Origin of the sequence: Siphonobacter sp. SORGH_AS_0500, from assembly GCF_002838835.1 — a bacterium.
Classification (GTDB): Bacteria; Bacteroidota; Bacteroidia; order Cytophagales; family Spirosomataceae; genus Siphonobacter.
On record NZ_NHPP01000002.1, the window covers coordinates 268,976 to 286,067 of the forward strand.

The 17,092-nt window shown below is 44.5% G+C and carries 13 protein-coding genes; 8 read left to right on the forward strand and 5 right to left on the reverse strand.

The features are described 5' to 3' along the window. Positions 1-84 precede the first annotated feature (84 nt). From BWI96_RS03220 to BWI96_RS03230, 3 genes are all read left to right on the forward strand, one after another. A complete protein-coding gene (locus BWI96_RS03220) occupies positions 85-459 on the forward strand; it encodes a hypothetical protein (RefSeq protein WP_106635249.1) in 375 nt (124 codons plus the stop codon). A 111-nt stretch (positions 460-570) separates the two neighbouring features. Then, on the forward strand, positions 571-4,947 hold the full coding sequence (locus tag BWI96_RS03225) for a CusA/CzcA family heavy metal efflux RND transporter (protein WP_106635250.1): 4,377 nt from the start codon (positions 571-573) through the stop codon (positions 4,945-4,947). A gap of 4 nt (positions 4,948-4,951) precedes the next feature. Next, on the forward strand, positions 4,952-6,142 hold the full coding sequence (locus BWI96_RS03230; RefSeq protein ID WP_106635251.1) for an efflux RND transporter periplasmic adaptor subunit: 1,191 nt from the start codon (positions 4,952-4,954) through the stop codon (positions 6,140-6,142). 55 nt (positions 6,143-6,197) lie between these two features. Here the strand turns inward: BWI96_RS03230 and BWI96_RS03235 are convergent, their stop codons facing one another. From BWI96_RS03235 to BWI96_RS03250, 4 genes are all read right to left on the reverse strand, one after another. Further along, a complete protein-coding gene (locus tag BWI96_RS03235; protein WP_106635252.1) occupies positions 6,198-6,824 on the reverse strand; it encodes a hypothetical protein in 627 nt (208 codons plus the stop codon). A gap of 59 nt (positions 6,825-6,883) precedes the next feature. Continuing rightward, a complete protein-coding gene (locus BWI96_RS03240; RefSeq protein ID WP_106635253.1) occupies positions 6,884-7,510 on the reverse strand; it encodes a DUF4190 domain-containing protein in 627 nt (208 codons plus the stop codon). Between the two features lie 174 nt (positions 7,511-7,684). Further along, a complete protein-coding gene (locus BWI96_RS03245; protein WP_106635254.1) occupies positions 7,685-8,317 on the reverse strand; it encodes a DUF4190 domain-containing protein in 633 nt (210 codons plus the stop codon). A 226-nt stretch (positions 8,318-8,543) separates the two neighbouring features. Further along, positions 8,544-9,671, reverse strand: coding sequence for a lipopolysaccharide assembly protein LapB (locus BWI96_RS03250; protein WP_106635255.1), 1,128 nt, complete (start codon positions 9,669-9,671; stop codon positions 8,544-8,546). 155 nt (positions 9,672-9,826) lie between these two features. On the opposite strand from BWI96_RS03250, the gene BWI96_RS03255 reads away from it, so the two are divergent. From BWI96_RS03255 to BWI96_RS03265, 3 genes are all read left to right on the forward strand, one after another. Continuing rightward, entirely contained in the window at positions 9,827-11,065 is a 1,239-nt protein-coding gene (locus BWI96_RS03255) for a pitrilysin family protein (RefSeq protein ID WP_106635256.1), read from the forward strand. Positions 11,066-11,126: 61 nt separating this feature from the next. Further along, a complete protein-coding gene (gene lpcA, locus BWI96_RS03260) occupies positions 11,127-11,714 on the forward strand; it encodes a D-sedoheptulose 7-phosphate isomerase (RefSeq protein ID WP_106635257.1) in 588 nt (195 codons plus the stop codon). A gap of 157 nt (positions 11,715-11,871) precedes the next feature. After that, entirely contained in the window at positions 11,872-13,590 is a 1,719-nt protein-coding gene (locus BWI96_RS03265; RefSeq protein WP_106635258.1) for an IlvD/Edd family dehydratase, read from the forward strand. A 260-nt stretch (positions 13,591-13,850) separates the two neighbouring features. On the opposite strand, the gene BWI96_RS21820 is transcribed toward BWI96_RS03265, so the two are convergent. After that, positions 13,851-14,024 (reverse strand): hypothetical protein, encoded by a 174-nt coding sequence (locus BWI96_RS21820; protein ID WP_198555128.1) that lies wholly within the window; start codon positions 14,022-14,024, stop codon positions 13,851-13,853. 359 nt (positions 14,025-14,383) lie between these two features. Here BWI96_RS21820 and BWI96_RS03275 point away from each other — a divergent pair, with 359 nt between their 5' ends. Both BWI96_RS03275 and plsY read left to right on the forward strand, forming a co-directional pair. After that, complete coding sequence (locus tag BWI96_RS03275) at positions 14,384-16,057, forward strand: hypothetical protein (protein ID WP_106635260.1); 1,674 nt, start codon at positions 14,384-14,386, stop codon at positions 16,055-16,057. Positions 16,058-16,405: 348 nt separating this feature from the next. Next, positions 16,406-17,047 (forward strand): glycerol-3-phosphate 1-O-acyltransferase PlsY, encoded by a 642-nt coding sequence (plsY, locus tag BWI96_RS03280; protein WP_106635261.1) that lies wholly within the window; start codon positions 16,406-16,408, stop codon positions 17,045-17,047. Positions 17,048-17,092 lie beyond the last annotated feature (45 nt).

Below are 17,092 nucleotides of genomic sequence, written 5' to 3' on the forward strand. Positions count from 1 at the left end.
TTGAAATTCTAATGAAAATTTAATTCCTTTGGACTGTTTTGTTACTGAAATTTCATTAAAGAAGGCTAAGCCGACAGAACAATAATGAGACTACTGCTTTGTTTAACCTTATTTATTCTATGCGTACAGACAGCATTTTCGATTCCGGTTTGGGTAGAAAATAATTGTACTTTAGATAGAAATATTTCGATTATTAAAGCAGACGAAACTTCCGGTAGCCTCAAAATTAAGTCTTTACAAAGTGATGACTCCGACGATGAATTCTACTTCGAGGCGGACCCTCAGGATGACCATCACACGCATCACGAATGGTATCCACAACATCTGGATGCAACCTTACCTGCTCATACCGATCGGAATTTCTGGATCTGGTATTTACTAAAGCCTTTTCATTTCCCTCCCCGCAATTTCTATCAGTCTATTGAGGCCATTCTAAACACGCCACCTCCTCAGTTGTAGTACCATGTCTTTCCTGAATTTCAGATCCTTACTCTGAAAGATTGCTCTATTTACCTACTATAAACTGTCGGTAAACAGTGGTTTGTTGCTGCTGTTTGACCCAAAACTGCTATGATTGATAAGCTAATTGCATTTAGCGTCCGAAGTCCGTTTACCATCGGTCTTCTCGTGCTGGTAATGGCGATTTGGGGAGGTTACTCACTGAAAACACTTCCCATTGATGCCGTACCTGACGTTACCAACCAACAGGTAGACGTCATTACGAACTCCCCTAATTTATCGTCGCTTGAAATTGAACGCTACATTACGACCCCGCTGGAAATGGCTATGGCTAATATTCCGGGTCTGGTGGAAGCTCGTTCGTACTCCAAATTTGGCTCTTCCGTGGTCAAACTCATTTTCACGGACGACACCGACATCTACTGGGCTCGTCAGCAGGTGTTTGAACGCCTCACTCAGGTGCAGGCCGAGATTCCAGAGGGAGCGGGTACCCCCATCCTGGGACCGGTTTCAACGGGTTTAGGTGAGATTTATCAGTATGTGATTCGTCCCAAAGACTTAAACAATAGTCCTTACACACTTACCGAAATCCGCACGATTCAGGATTGGGTCGTTCGTCGCAAGTTATTAGGCTTACCGGGCGTAGCTGACGTGAGTGGGTATGGTGGATACGCCAAAGAATACCAGGCTCAGATCAAGACCGATCGCATGAAAGCTCTGGGTGTGAGCGTAGATGAATTATACGAAGCCCTGAACAAAGGCAACAGCAATACCGGCGGTGCTTACATCGAAAAAGATAATAAAGCCTTTACCATCCGAGGCATTGGTTTGGCTCAATCGCTGGAGGATATTGAAAATGCCGTAATCAAGAAAAATGGGAGTGTACCCATTTTAATAAGAGACGTGGCCGATGTGGAGTTTGGTCATGCCCTGCGTTTTGGTGCCTTGTCAAATAATGGCGAAGGCGAAGTGGTGGGTGGCTCAATCCTGATGATGAAAGGGGCGAATGGTAACGAAGTCATTACCCGATTGAAAGAAAGATTCGCTGAAATTCAGAAAGAGTTACCTCCAGGGTTAACCATCGAACCATTCCTGGATCGCTCGAAACTGGTAAACGCCGCTATTTCAACGGTAGCTAAAAACCTGATCGAAGGGGCCGTTATCGTTATGATTGTCATTCTGGTGTTTCTGGGTAACTGGCGGGCCAGTTTACTAGCGGCTTCGGTTATTCCGTTAGCGATGCTTTTCGCTTTCATCTGGATGAAACAATTTGACGTAGTGGGTAACGTCATGAGTCTTGGAGCCATTGACTTCGGGCTGTTAGTTGATCCGGCCATTATCGTCGTCGAGTCCGCCGTGCTTTTCCTGGCCCTTTCGCTCAGCAAATTTGCGGGTAAGAAAATGACCTATAAGGATCGTCAGGAAGTAGTCATTTCGGCGGCAGCAGAAGTAAAAAAATCCGTGATTTTCGGGGGATTAATCATTCTGATCGTATACGTTCCCATTCTGACGCTTCAGGGAATTGAAGGAAAAATGTTCTCGCCAATGGCCAAAACGGTAGCTTTTGCCATTATCGGAGCCTTGATTCTGGCCGTTACGTATGTTCCCATGATGTGTGCGGTATTACTGCGTCCACCCAAGTCGGTGCATCACGATGGATTCTCTGAAAAGATTGTTCAGTTCTTCCTCAAGGGTTTACGTCCCGTGATCCGTTTAGGCCTGCGATATAAGATCGTAGTTATTGCGTTTGCACTGGTGGTATTAGCCGCTGGAATCATTGGCTTTGGAAGAATTGGCGGTGAATTTATGCCTCAGATTCAGGAAGGCGATATGGTAGTCGATATGGATTTACCCGTGGGAACAACGTTGTCAGAATCCATTCGGCAAAGCCAGATCTTCCAGGAGGGAATCATGAAGGAATTCCCGGATGAAGTAGAAGGAATTGTTTCTAAAATCGGTACGTCTGAGGTAAAGGTCGATCCATTACCACTGGAGTCCCAGGAAGTGTACGTTGAATTAAAAGATAAAAAATACTGGACGAAAGCCCACGATCAGCAGGAGTTAGCCATCAAGGTTAATGAATACATGGCTCAGTTCCCGGGTCCTTTATATGCCATTTCCCAACCCATTGAAAGCCGGGTGAATGACATGATTTCCGGGGCCCGGACGCAGGTGGTGGTGCAATTATACGGAACGGACCTAGATACGCTGGTAGCAAAAACCAAGCAGATCATTCAAATTGTTCGGAATGTAGACGGAGCCGTTGATGTAAAAGGAAGCAAAGTGTTTGGCTTACCGCAACTGAACATTAACTACGACCGCCAGCGAATGGCCGTGCACGGAATTAAAGTTGAGCAGGTGAACCGGGCCATTCAAATGGCTTTTGGAGGAGCAACCGCAGGGGTGGTTTATGAAGGCGACCGGCGTTTTGATGTAACGCTTCGCTTGACGGGAGAAGACCGGACGCGTCCTGAAAATATTGAAAACCTGTTAATTAACGATCAGAATAATAACCCGATTCCATTGCGTGAAATAGCGAAAATTACGGAAAGCGTTGGTCCTTCTGAAATCGTTCATGAAAACATGAAACGAGTGGTTAACCTCGGCTTCAATGTTCGCGGTCGTGATTTACAGTCGGTGGTGGACGATGTAATTAAACAGGTAGACGCAAAAGTGAAATTGCCCAAAGGGTATGAGATAAACTACGGAGGAGATTTTGAAAACTTTGGTCGGGCGAAGGCTCGTTTATCCATTGTTGTTCCAATTGCCCTCCTGGTCATCTTCGGATTACTCTTTTTAACCTTCCGCAATTTCCGCGATAGTTTCCTCATTTATGCCGTTGTTCCTCTGTCAGCCGTAGGAGGGGTGTTCTCGCTGCTTTTACGCGACATGAACTTCAGTATCTCGGCGGGGGTCGGTTTCATTGCTCTGTTCGGGGTAGCCGTATTGAACGGAATTTTATTGATCAGTCACTTTAATACCCTGGGCGACGAAGGCATGGACGATCCGAACGAGCGGGTCATGAAAGGAATTGAGGAACGTTTCCGCCCGATTCTGATGACTTCGTTTGTGGCTGCTTTGGGCTTTATGCCCATGGCCTTATCCACCAGTGTAGGTTCGGAAGTACAGAAACCCCTGGCAACGGTGGTAATCGGTGGATTGTTAACGGCTACTATTCTGACCTTACTCGTATTACCCATTCTTTACGCCATTTTCGCGGGTAAATCAAAAAAAGGCGGGTCTGTAAAGAATAATGCGATTCCCGCTACTGCCGTAGTTGCCCTGCTCATCGGAGCGTCTTTCCTGACTACTAACGCCTCTGCTCAGACGAAACCGGAAGTTCCCGAAGTGGAGGACGTACGGGAGTTAACGCTGGAAAAAGCGTTAGAATTAACGAAACGAGGGAATCCGCAGACGCGTCTGGCGAATTTACGGATTGAGAAGGAAAGAGTATTACTTCCCGCTACGTTCAATCTGGATGCTCCGCGTATTTATACCCAGGCTCCCAGTGGTACGGATTACCGCCTCGGTTTTTTCCAGAACTTACAATTTCCTACAGTTTATACCAACCAACGGAAAGCCCAGCGTCAACAGATTAAACTCAATGAAGCGGAGAAGGGGGTAGTCTTCAACGACTTATCTTATCAGGTGCGTTCGATTTATAATGACATTTTGTATTACAATCGGATGATCACCAATTACCAGCAGCAGGATAGCTTACTGGCTAATTTCGTGAGAGTAACGGATGTTCGGCTGAATGTAGGACAGATTTCCAGAATCGAGCGACTCAATGCCGAGGCTCAATACCGGGAGAATGCCATCTACCTGAAGCAGTCGAAAGCCCGCTTGCGGGGAGCCCGGATACAGTTATGGATTCTGACGGGTTTAGCCCCCGATAGTAGCCGAGTGATTTTAGGGGATTTCAAACGATTAACCTATGGGTCAGCCATTTCGGCTGCGGATACTTCCTTCTCGTCAAATCCGCGACTGGCTTTTTATGAACAAAACCGAAAGCTCAATGAAAGCATGCTGAAGGTTGAAAGAAGTCGTGCCCTGCCCGGCATTTCTTTTGGGTACATGAACCAGGGGGACCGCGAAACGAATGTGCGTTACCGCTGGGAGTTTGGCTTAACGGTGCCACTCTGGCAATGGCAGTATAAATCACGTCAGGCCGGAGCGAGAAAGGATATTGAAATTGCTCAGCAGCAGATTTCGCTCAACAGCTACGAACTGCGGGGAGCTTACGACAAAGCTGCTTCCGACTACCGGGCTTACAGCGAAGCTCTGGATTATTACGAATCATTTGGGCTAAACCAGGCCAACGAGATCATCAAGGCCGCTCAGGATAGTTACCGCCTCGGAAGCATTGGTTACTACAACTTCCTGTTGAACCTACAGGAAGCCTTCCGCATTCGGGCCGAGCACCTGGAAGCGATCCATAACGTGAATAATTCGATCATTACGATTCAATATCTCAAAGGAGAATAAATCAATGAAAAAGACATTTTTGCCCCTGCTGGCACTTGCTATATTAAGTGTATCCTTATCCAGTTGTTCCGAAAGCGAAGCGGAATCGAAAGAAAAAGGGGAAGGTAAACGGGAAGTCGCCAAGAGTGCAGATTCGCTGAATCTGTCCCTGCAACAATTGCAATCGGTAAACGTAGAGTTGGTAAGTTTTGAAGACCGCCAGCTTCGTCCGGTTATTAACGCGAATGGAAAGATTAAAATATTACCTGACAGTAAATCAGAAGTTCATAGCGAAGTAGAAGGTCACGTAGATGCGATTTATGTTCGGGAAGGTCAGTTCGTCAAAAAAGGTCAGCCTTTACTGAAGCTGACAAGTATGGAATTTCTGGAACTACAAAACCAGTACATCGCTGCTAAAAGCGAAGCCGACTTCCTGGAAATTGAGTTCAAACGACAGACCGAACTGAAAAAAAGTAACGTTGGTGTGCTGGCGGATTTTCAGGCAACCGAGTCTAAACTCAATGCTGCTATTGGTAAAGAAAAAGCACTGAAAGCAAAGCTGGGTTTACTGAGTTTCAATACCGATCATTTGAGTAATATCCGCAAGGCAGAGATTTCACCCGTGGTGATCATTCGGGCTCCCATCAGTGGTTCTGTTTTTAAAGTGTATCAAAATCTGGGAAAACTGGCTAATCCAGCGGATCCTCTGGTGGACATTATTAGTACCGAACAGCTTCAGGCCCAGGTATATGTCTATGAGAAAGATGTCGATATGATTCAGGAAGGACAGCCTGTGGAGTTAACCTTTCCCAGTCAGGCTATTCCGGCAGTTCAGGGGAAAGTAGCAAGCGTAGCTCGGGCCCTGGATACGGAAAATGGAGCCATTACCCTCTACGTGAACTTCAAAAGACCCCAGACGAAAGAAACCATTTTCTCGGATATGAACGTACGGGCTCGCGTAGTCGGTTCGACGGAAACGAAAAGTTCCAATACCTTGCCCCGCACGGCTATTCTGGATGATGGCGAAGGCCTATACATCTTTGCAACGAGCCAGCCGAATGCTCCCAAAATTCCTTTACGCAAAACAAAAGTGGAGATCGAGCGGGAAGGAGAAGACTACGTTCAGGTAAAAATTCTGGAAAAATTGCCTAGAGGAATGAAAGTAGCCAATAAAAACATCCTGGCTCTGGAAGCCGAACGGAAGAAAAACGAGTAGAGTTTTTGATGATTTATTGCTAGATAAAAAGCTCGTCCATTTGGACGAGCTTTTATTACATTAAGGATCCAAATGAGAATGGTCCCATAGAATTTAATGCAGATTCAACGAGCCATATAAATAAAAAAATCATTATTGCGTAGTATAAAACAGACACAATTCCAATATTAGCCCACATCTTTCCTTTGTACTTATTAATGTTTAAACGTAGTCTGACTAGTGATAATATACCTGTAGTCATGGCTATGATAAATGCTATTCCAAATACTGTAGAGCTACTCAATAATAAAGCTAACGGCAGAGACGAAACGCCAACAATTGTGCTGGTAATAGCAAGAGGCTCTAACTTTCGAGAATCTTTTTGGCCACTTACTTTCTTCTGAAACTTCCGAATGCTCTTATTAACTTGTTTATGAAGTAAGAGAGTAGTCTTTTTCTGAAAAGAAGGGAAAGTTAATTCCTTAGGACTAAGTAAAGGAGGTTTATCAATGTAAACCGGAATACTAGGATCTGATACTAGAGATGTTTGTAAGGCGGATGAGTCTGAGTGAGCAGTAAGGTATTTTTGATGCTCTCTTACAGGAGTTAATGATGTATTGGACTTTAAAAAAGGAGTGTAGGTGAGTTTACGGCATGAAGTGAAAAGTAAAGCTCCTAAGAATAGATAAAGAATAAATTTCATAAGTCAGGTCGTTTAAGTTCATGGATAGAAATATAGAAGGAATGAAAGGATAGTAGTACCTAATATGATGAATTAGCAGCAACATTTATTAAGATAATAATAAAAACAAGTAACTCCAGAAAACCTAGTACTAACCCGGCAATGGCTAGTCCGCGACCTTCGAATTCTCTCGGACGCCGGTTGATTTTACTCAGAGCGACAAATCCCCCAATAATGGCTAGAAGCATACCTACAAGAAACAGAATACCCGTATGAAAGGCAATTAGGTCAAAGAGGGCTATTAACCCCGCAATAGTAGCGAGGGTAGCAATGGGATCCGTTTTTCGCTCAGCGGTACGCTGAGCTTTTGCCTGCATTTTCGCAACCTTTTTTGCGACCAGTTTTGTAACAAACTTATGTTTGAAATTTTGCTGATGTTTCGTTTGCAGGTAAGAGGAAGCAGGTACTAGCTTTTCTTCAAACGTACGGCCTGGCAAGGAAGGCCCTTCCACTAAAGATGCCGTTAATGCGGAAGAGTGAAGGTTCGTATCCGCGATACTAACTGAATTTTGGACTGGCGAAGAGAGGTTTACTTTTTTGCGTTCAAAAGAAGGAGCAGTGGATTTCGCAAAATAGGGATAAGAAGATTTCTGACAGGCAGAAAGCCCTAACAGACCCAATAGGGCCAGTGTAAATAATTTTTTCATGAAAATGGACAGGGGGTCGTCGCTTTTGCTTAGATTTTTACTCTTGTTAATTAAACTCTACTACACTCAGAACTTGCGAACTTAGATAGGGCTTCAATACGATAAGCAGTACGAGGAAGTCCTCGTACCGCTTTACCGAATTATTTCCAAATCATAGTCTGGAAAATGGATTACTTATAAGGACCAGGATGCAAGGACGATGATAGCAATAATCAGAATCAAAAGTTCGAGGAAACCCAACACAAGACCTGCAATGGCAAACCCGCGACCTTTAAGATCTCTTTCATGACGATTGATTCGACCTAAACCAACAAATCCGCAGATGATTGCGGTTAACATTCCCAGAAGGAAAAGTACTCCAGTTCCAATCAGAATACCATCCAGTAAAGCCAGAGCACCCGCTGCAAAAGCGATAACCGCAATGGTATCATTCTTTCGGTAATCACCGGCACGTCTGATTTTTTTCTCTAGTTTCTGAGACTTTTTGAGAACTAGCTTAGTGATTAGTTTTTGCTGGAAACTTGTTCTTTTACGAGTAATGCTACCTGAAGTAACCTTAGTAGTCGAAGCATTTTCCAGTGGAGTTACCGAAGTAGCAAGAGGTAAACTGTTCGCTGAAGAAGCTGTAAATGGATGCTCAACCGTACTGGAATCGGAGCTGAAGGAAATAGGCTTAGCTTCTATAGCTGTTACCTGTTTACGCTCAAAAGCAGGTGCCGTAGACTTAGCAAAATAAGTGTAAGAAGGTTTGTGACAGGCCGAAAGACCTAAAAAGCAAAGTAAACCAAGGGTAAATAATTTTTTCATAAAATTGGACAATGGTGGAGTATAAACTTGGTTGAAGCACGAAGATGTAAATCAGCGTTGTTATTTCCTAGTTTAGCAATGTTAAAAATAGGTAACGAGGCGACTTCATCGCTTCCAGACTAGAAATACGAATGTTGGGCTTACCTAATAAGGTAAGTTTGTCAATTAACAATAAATAATTAATCAAAAAAAGACGCGATAAAGTCGCGTCTCAATGGGAAGTACTTTACTTTAAAGCCCGTTTTATTTCCTGAATTGTGCTGCTATACTCTGCCAGTTTCTGGGCTTTCTGGTAATAATCTTTCGCCTGTTTATTTTGGCCATTTCGCTCTGCAATTCGAGCGAGCCCGCAGTAGGCCATTGCGTGATAATCCTGCGTGTATTGTTCACTCATTTTATTGAGCACTGCCTTCTGGTAATAGGTATGGGCAGCGGCGTCATTTTTCTTCGCTTTTTCAAGAATTAATCCAATGAATACTTCTCCAGCGGTTTTAAATACGTAATGTTTTTTCTGAGCTAGTTGTTGAGCTAGAGGTTCCGCTTCGTTGTAACGCCCAGCCAGCGTTAGGGCTTCGGCATGGCGGGTCATATAAACCGGGTTATTCGAATATTCTTTGTATAAAGGCGTAGAATAACTTAGTGCTTTTAACGGATTATTCTCGTGCTTAATTAACACATAAGTCAAATAATAGGCCGCTTCGGTTTTGGTAAAAATTCCCTTTTGATAACCCGTTTCCATCTGCTTTAAACCCAGGTTTTTATTGCCATCCTGAAAAAAGAACATGATAGGTTTCACCACGGGATGATCCTGCGGATACTGCTCCCGGTAATAGTTGTAAAGTCCGGTTGAAAAGTAGAATTCTGGGTTTTGCTCCATTAACTTAAAACCTTTACGCATGTAACCGTAGGTACGTTTGGCTTCGGCCCCGGCTTTCATGAACTCACCCCGATCAGACTCCAGCATGGCGAGGTAACTATGCGTCGCCAATAAAAAAAACGTAGCCTCAGTGTCGTGCTTGTTAGCTGCCTTCATTTTTTCAGCTAAGTCTAATGACTGATTTAGGTAAGACTGGTACCGACTGGCAGCAGAGCCATTTTCAACCACGGGCAGGTATTGCCAGAACGTTTGGATGGCTTCAAGCAGCGGGTTAACCGGGTGAGCCGGGTAACGGGTCTTGATGCGTTGCTGGTAAGGTTCGGCTTCCTTAAACTCAAAATTATAAATGTGCTTTAACGCATGAATAACCTGTTCTTTCGTTTCAGCGTCATTTAAAATCTGAGCTTTTAAGCTAAACGGAAGGATAAAACAAAACAGAATTGAAATCAGGAAGGTTGAATAGAAACGAGTTTTCATGGCTGGTGTATGCGACGATTCGAATGAATCGTTGTAAAATTAACGAATATTGAAGCCTTAAAGATAGGAAGCTTTTCAAGCAGTGCCGTAGATTTGCCGGAATGAAACGGATGATTTAGCCGTTGGCTCTGAAAAAGTAGATCCGTATCCTGACTATGATTCACTATCAAACCTTTACATTGGATAACGGCCTTCGGGTATACGTGCATGAAGATGCCACGACTCCCATGGCAGCCGTTAACATCTTATATAACGTAGGGTCCCGAGACGAAAACCCTGAGAAAACCGGCTTTGCTCACTTGTTTGAACATTTGATGTTTGGCGGGTCTCAACATATTCCCGATTACGATACCCCACTGCAACGCGTAGGCGGAGAAAACAACGCCTTCACTTCGGCAGATATTACGAATTATTACATCACCCTTCCGTCTTCAAATCTGGAAACGGCTTTCTGGCTGGAATCAGACCGAATGCTGTCGCTTTCCTTTGATCCGCAAGTGCTGGAAGTACAGCGAAATGTAGTGATCGAAGAGTTCAAGCAACGGTACCTGAACCAGCCGTACGGCGATGTCTGGCTAAAATTACGACCGCTGGCGTATCACACCCATGCGTATAGCTGGGCTACGATAGGGAAGGAAATCAAACACATCGAAGAGGCAACGCTGGAAGATGTTCGGGATTTCTTTTTCCGGTATTACGTGCCCAATAATGCCTTGCTGGTGGTAGCGGGAAACGTAACAGTGGAGCAGATTAAGGAACTGAGCAAAAAGTGGTTTGAGCCCATTCCGGCGGGTGAGCCTTACCAACGGAACCTGCCGCAAGAGCCTTTGCAAACCGAAGCCCGTTTTCTGGAAGTATCAGCCAAAGTTCCGCTGGATGCTTTGTATAAAGCCTATCACATGCCCGGACGTTACGAAGCAGGTTATTATCCAGCCGATTTAATGGCGGATATTCTGGGTCGTGGTAAATCTTCCCGATTATACCGGAAACTGGTCAAAGAAAAAGCTCTGTTTAACTCCATTAACGCTTATCCAACGGGAAACCTCGAACCGGGTTTATTTATCGTTCAGGGTAATCTGAACAAAGGAGTAAGCATTGAAGAAGGCGAGGCCGCCGTGCAGGAAATTATTGATGAGTTACTGGGAAAAGGTCCGCTGGAGTCGGAAGTGCTGAAAGTGAAAAATCAGGCCGAAGCCACGCTCGCTTTTTCGGAAGTGGAGTTACTGAACCGAGCCATGAATCTGGCCTTTGCTGCTAACGCGGGTAATGCTGAATGGGCTAATCTGGAAGCCGAACGTATTCAGTCGGTAACGTCTGAGTTGATCCAGGCCGCTGCCCGCAATATACTTCGTCCCGAAAACTGTTCAACCTTATATTACCGGGCTTCAGCTTAAGGTGGTTGAGCCGCAAGATTCGCTAAACTGCCCACTGAAGACTGCAAACTGAAAACCGAAAATGTTAGAATCTATTATTCGTCAGGAATTAACGGAAGCCCAGCAGGTATTGGACCGCTTTTTATCAGACGAAAAACACGTAAAAGCTATTGAAGCGGCGGCACAATTAATGTCCGAAGCCATTCAGAATAATAAGAAGATTATCTCCTGTGGAAACGGGGGGTCCCACTGTGACGCGATGCACTTTGCCGAGGAATTAACGGGCCGTTACCGCAACGAACGCCGTTCTCTACCCGCCATTGCCATTTCGGACGTGAGCCATTTATCCTGTGTCTCTAATGATTATGGATACGAATACGTGTTCAGTCGTTTTGTGGAAGGCATGGGCTTTGAAGGCGATGTATTACTGGGAATCAGTACGTCAGGTAATTCTGGTAATGTGATTAAGGCCGTAGAGGCAGCTCGTGCCAAAGGAATGAAAGTAGTTATCCTGACTGGAAAGGATGGAGGTAAACTAGCGGGCCAAGCCGATGTAGAAATCTGCGTTCCTCATTTTGGTTACGCCGACCGCATCCAGGAAATTCACATCAAAGTCATTCACATTCTGATTTTATTAATCGAAAAACTGGTGGTGAATGTGAATTACTAGGGTTTTGAGTTAGATTGTTTTGGGTTTTGAGTTAATAATAAGCACAGAGTCACACTAAAATCCCGGTGTAGGCTCTGTGTTTTCGTTTGAATACGCTTTCTTGCAAAAATTATAGTATTACTACTCTAAACACTAAACGAGAAACATAAAAACTCTGATGGAGGAGAAAAGAAGATATCGCTCGCAGGACTGGTTTGGCAAGACCGGAAAAGACGGATTCATTTACCGGGCCTGGATGAAAAATCAGGGGTTCCCACACCATGAATTCACGGGCAAACCAGTCATTGGCATTTGTAATACCTGGTCTGAGTTAACGCCTTGTAACGCTCACTTTCGGGAATTGGCCGAATGTGTGAAACGCGGCGTTTGGGAAGCGGGTGGGTTTCCGGTAGAATTTCCGGTTATGTCGCTGGGCGAAACACTAATGAAGCCCACCGCCATGTTGTATCGCAATCTGGCGAGTATGGATGTGGAGGAATCCATTCGGGGTAATCCCATTGACGGCGTTGTGCTGATGTGCGGTTGTGATAAAACAACGCCTTCGTTAGTAATGGGAGCCGCCAGTGTAGACTTACCCAGTATTGTGATCTCCGGTGGACCGATGTTGGCAGGGCACTTCAAAGGCCGGAAGATTGGTACTTCCGACGTATGGCGTTTTGCCGAGGCCTATAAAATGGGTGAGCTGTCGCAGGAAGAATTCATTGTAGCTGAAGGATGCATGGCTCGAAGTGCGGGGCATTGTGCCGTCATGGGTACGGCGTCAACAATGGCTTCCATGGTAGAGTCTTTGGGCTTAACCTTACCCGACAATGCTTCGATTCCGGCAGCCGATTCACGTCGGAAAACGATGGCTCACATGACGGGTCGCCGCATTGTGGAGATGGTTCGGGAAGATTTGACCATGTCTAAAATCCTGACTCGCAAAGCCTTCGAAAACGCGATTATGGTAAATGCTGCCATTGGGGGTTCAACCAATTTTGTAATTCACCTCATGGCCATTGCGGGCCGAATGGGAGTGGAGCTGGACCTGGAAGATTTTGATCGCCTGTCAGAAAACATCCCGTTCATTGCTAATATTCAGCCTTCAGGAGAACACTTCTTCGAGGATTTATATTACGCGGGCGGACTTCCAGCGGTGATGAAAGAGTTATCCAACTTCCTCAACCTGGATGCATTAACCGCAACGGGGCAAGTCCTGGGTGAAAATATTGTCCTTTCCAATGCCCATGACCGGGAGATTATTGCTTCGGTGGACGAGCCTTTCAAACCCAGCACCGGTTTGGCAGTATTGAAGGGAAATCTGGCAGTAAATGGAGCGGTGTTGAAACCCTCTGCAGCCAGTCCGCATTTGATGACGCACACCGGACGTGCGGTGGTTTTTGAAGATATTGACGACTACAAAGCCCGCGTCGATGATCCTGATCTGGATATTGATGAAACCTGCGTGATGGTCTTGAAATACGTAGGACCCAAAGGTTACCCTGGCATGCCTGAAGTAGGAAACATGGTATTACCCAAGAAGATTCTGGAAAAAGGCGTGCATGACATGGTTCGTATTTCGGATGGTCGGATGAGTGGAACGGGCTTTGGAACGGTGGTCTTACACGTTTCACCCGAGGCCGCCATTGGGGGTACCCTGGCTCTGGTAGAAAATGGCGATTTAATTACCCTGGACGTTCCAAACCGCAGTCTTCACCTGCATGTATCAGACGAAGAGTTAGCCGCTCGTAAAGCCAACTGGAAACCGCTGGAGTTAGGTTATGATCGGGGCTATACCAATTTATATCTGAACCACGTTCAGCAATCTCATCAGGGAGCTGATATGGATTTTCTGGTGGGTAAGTCCGGTACCTGGAAACTGCGGGAATCGCATTGATTTTCTTTAGTTGTTAGTTTAGTTATTAGTTGATGGTTAGTAGTTTAAGAATACTGCCACAAGTCAGAAACCTCCTCTACCACCGCTGCCAGCTTTTTCGCTGGCAGCAATAGTTACCCTTTTGATAAACAGGTTGCTTAATAAATAACCAAGTGCTGCCAGCAAAATGCTGGCCGGGCCACGCTGCCAGCGTTTACGTGGGTAGTTGGATAGTAGCAATAAAATACAAATCCCGACCTGCGAAGGCCGGGATTTGTATTTTATTGACTTTGTGACGATTCGGGACGATCTTCCGGTCGGGCTGGTAAGTGAATCGTTTTTGTGGGTTCAAAGAGGGTATCTCCAGTAATCGTATCAGAAGCGACGGTACCGGGGTACATCGTGCTTTTCTTGTCTTTTATAAAAATCAGACTGCCACCAATGGCAACGGTCATTAGTACGACTAATAGTATAATTGCCCATCTAAACAGGGAGCCAATCCTCCACCATTGCTTCATTTTTGACCAATTGCTTTCCTTATTGTTAGTAGAATCCATAGCTGTTTCATGTTTGAACACATATTGAAGTAATCAAAAGAATTATCCCCTTGAGTATCATTCATAATCGTGGGGTTTGCCGACCCTATTTGCGGACGTTATACCCCTGATTGTGATTAGAAAATGATTAGAAAAAGCTAGTTACCTACCTAAAAGAGCCGTGAGTGGAATGAGCTTTTCACAAGATTAACCAGAAGGGTTATTCGATCCTTTAAATGGGTTAACCATTTGTTGTAACCACAGTCCTCACACGCCTTATGAACACACCTGCCTCACGCTTCCCTCTGATTGCTAAAGTAATTTTCGGAGTTTTATTCTTTTGTTTACTGGTGGTCATATCGCTTTGGGTCGTAGGTGTTTATTTTCTTAAGCCTATGGTAGGCGACAAACTAAGCAAGAGCGTATATGAGAATTCCGATCAGTTGTATCAGCTTACGTTTGAAGATATAACCTATAATCCTTTTTCGGGACGGGGAAGTATTCGGGGGCTAAGCATTCAGGCCGATTCGGCTCGGCGGCGGCAATTGATTTCTTCCAAAGACATAACGGATCTAACGCTGGATGCCACCATCCCTGAGATTAGTCTGCAGGGAGCAGAGTTATTTACGTACCTTCTGCATAAAAAGCTCTTTATTGACGAAATAGCCATTAATCAGCCTCGTCTGACTATCCGGCAGTACCCCTCTTCGGGACCGAAGAAAAGTGAAGAGAAAAAGACCTTACATGAACTGCTGCAAAAGCAGTTTAAGGAGGTAGAGATTGGTAAGATCAGACTAATAGAAGCGAAGATTACGCACGATAATCAGACCAGTGAAAAACCAATCACGAATTCAATCCAGCAGCTTTCCATTGAAGTTCAGCAGATGCTGGTAAACCCGGAGAGTTACCGGGACTCAAGCCGGGTTTTTTATGCGAAAAATATAGAAGTACAGCTCGATTCTTTGACTATGCCCAGCAAGGACCAGTTATCGAATCTTCAGGTTGGCAAACTCAACGTATCAACCCAGACGCGGACCTTAACTATAGAGAACCTCGGGACAATTCCGGCTTACCCACGTCAGGAATACGTTAAACGATCGGGCGGTGGTAGTTATACCAAAGCAGTTTTATCGCATTTGCACGTGAGGGGGATGGACCTCTCGCAACTGGAACAAAAACAGAAGGTCCGCATTAATAAAGTGGAACTGGAAGGAGGACGAGTGGATGCGTTTGAAGTGCGAAATCGGAGTAGCAAAATGTCAGGACCCCGGAAACCTTTTCCCCACGAACAATTTCAGAAAATTCCGTTTGAATTAACCATTGATTCGGTCATAACCCGGAAAATTGACCTTTACTACGATGAGTTAAACCCTAAGACCGAGCAAATTGGAGGAATTAATTTCCGTAACATTCAGGGTGTAATCACCAATCTAACCAATGACTCACTGACATTACTAAAATCGCCCACGGCAAGAGCTCATTTTCAAACGATGTTTATGGGAGCAAATGCTCTAAACACGCATTTTACATTTAACATGGCGGCCAATAACGGTGAATATACCTGCCAGGCCGAGTTAGGGCCAACGAATTTAGTAACCCTGAATGCTACGTTTAAGCCGCTGGCCTTAATGGAAATCGAATCGGGACGGGTTAATAATTTGAAATTCAAATTCTCTGGTAATAATGTGCAGAGCTGGGGTAGTGGCGTCATACTTTATCAGGATCTGAAAATCAACATTCTAAAAAAGGATGAGGAAAAGAAACGGTTCCGTATTCGTGATCTGTTCACCTTTGCGGCTAACAAAATTCTTACTTACGATAGTAACCCCATGCCGAAAAAAGAAGTGCGGACTGGGAAAATAGAATATAAACGGGTTCCGGGAGAAAGTTTTTTTGGCATTCTCTGGCGAAGTATTCGCTCCTGTCTTTCCGATTCTGTTTTGAAAACCTAGATCTATTCAGGTTTATGCTTGGTAAATAAATATTTACTAGTTCTAAAAAAAGTCAATTTAAAAATCAGTATAAAAATATTTTGATACCCCTGAAAACCAGGGGTATCAAAATATCGTATGTGTATATATAATAAGTAATGAATAGCCCCGCTTTTAAACAATTAACCCCATTGTTTACTTTACCTTCTATCATGAGCCTCTGGGTGAACTCTTAAAAACTTCTTAATTTTTTAATTATTACAAGAAGAGAAGTATCTAGAGAGGCAATAGCCAGTATCTTTGTTTTTCACGCCAGTAGAAAATTGTCTTACAATTTTTCCATTCAATTTGGGTTATTAATCATCTGAAATGACATTAAGCGTATTATTAGCAGGTCTTTTGGCCTACCTGTTAGGTTCTGTTCCCACGTCCGTTTGGTATGGACAGGCATTTTTTGGTATCGATGTTCGACAACACGGAAGTGGTAACGCCGGTGCAACTAATACGTTTCGTACATTAGGAAAAAAGGCCGGAACTATTGTTCTGTTGATTGATGTGTTGAAAGGCTGGTTAGCAGCCAACCTGGCTCTGATTCTTTTTTACCTGAATGAGATTACGCTGGACGAACGTGTAGGCATGAAACTGGCGTTTGGCATTATCGCAGTCATTGGGCACCTGTTTCCGGTTTTTGCCAATTTTAAAGGTGGAAAAGGCGTAGCAACTTTACTGGGGATGGTCTTAAGTATTCACCCGGAAGCGGCGGGCGTTTGTATCGCTGTTTTCTTATTAGTGATGCTTTCGTCGCGTTACATTTCGCTGAGTTCAATTGTTGCCTCGCTGGCTTTCCCTCTGATTATGGTTTTCAAGCTTTTCGGCCCAGAAAGTAACTTACTGACGATCTTCGGATTTATTCTTTTCGGATTGATTGTCTATACACACCAGAAAAATATTGGACGTTTACTTCGCGGCGAAGAATCCCGAGTTCCCATTGGTCGTCGTCGCAGCAGATAATACGTTTTTGATTCATAACTAAAGAAAACCCGGACTTCCGTTCGG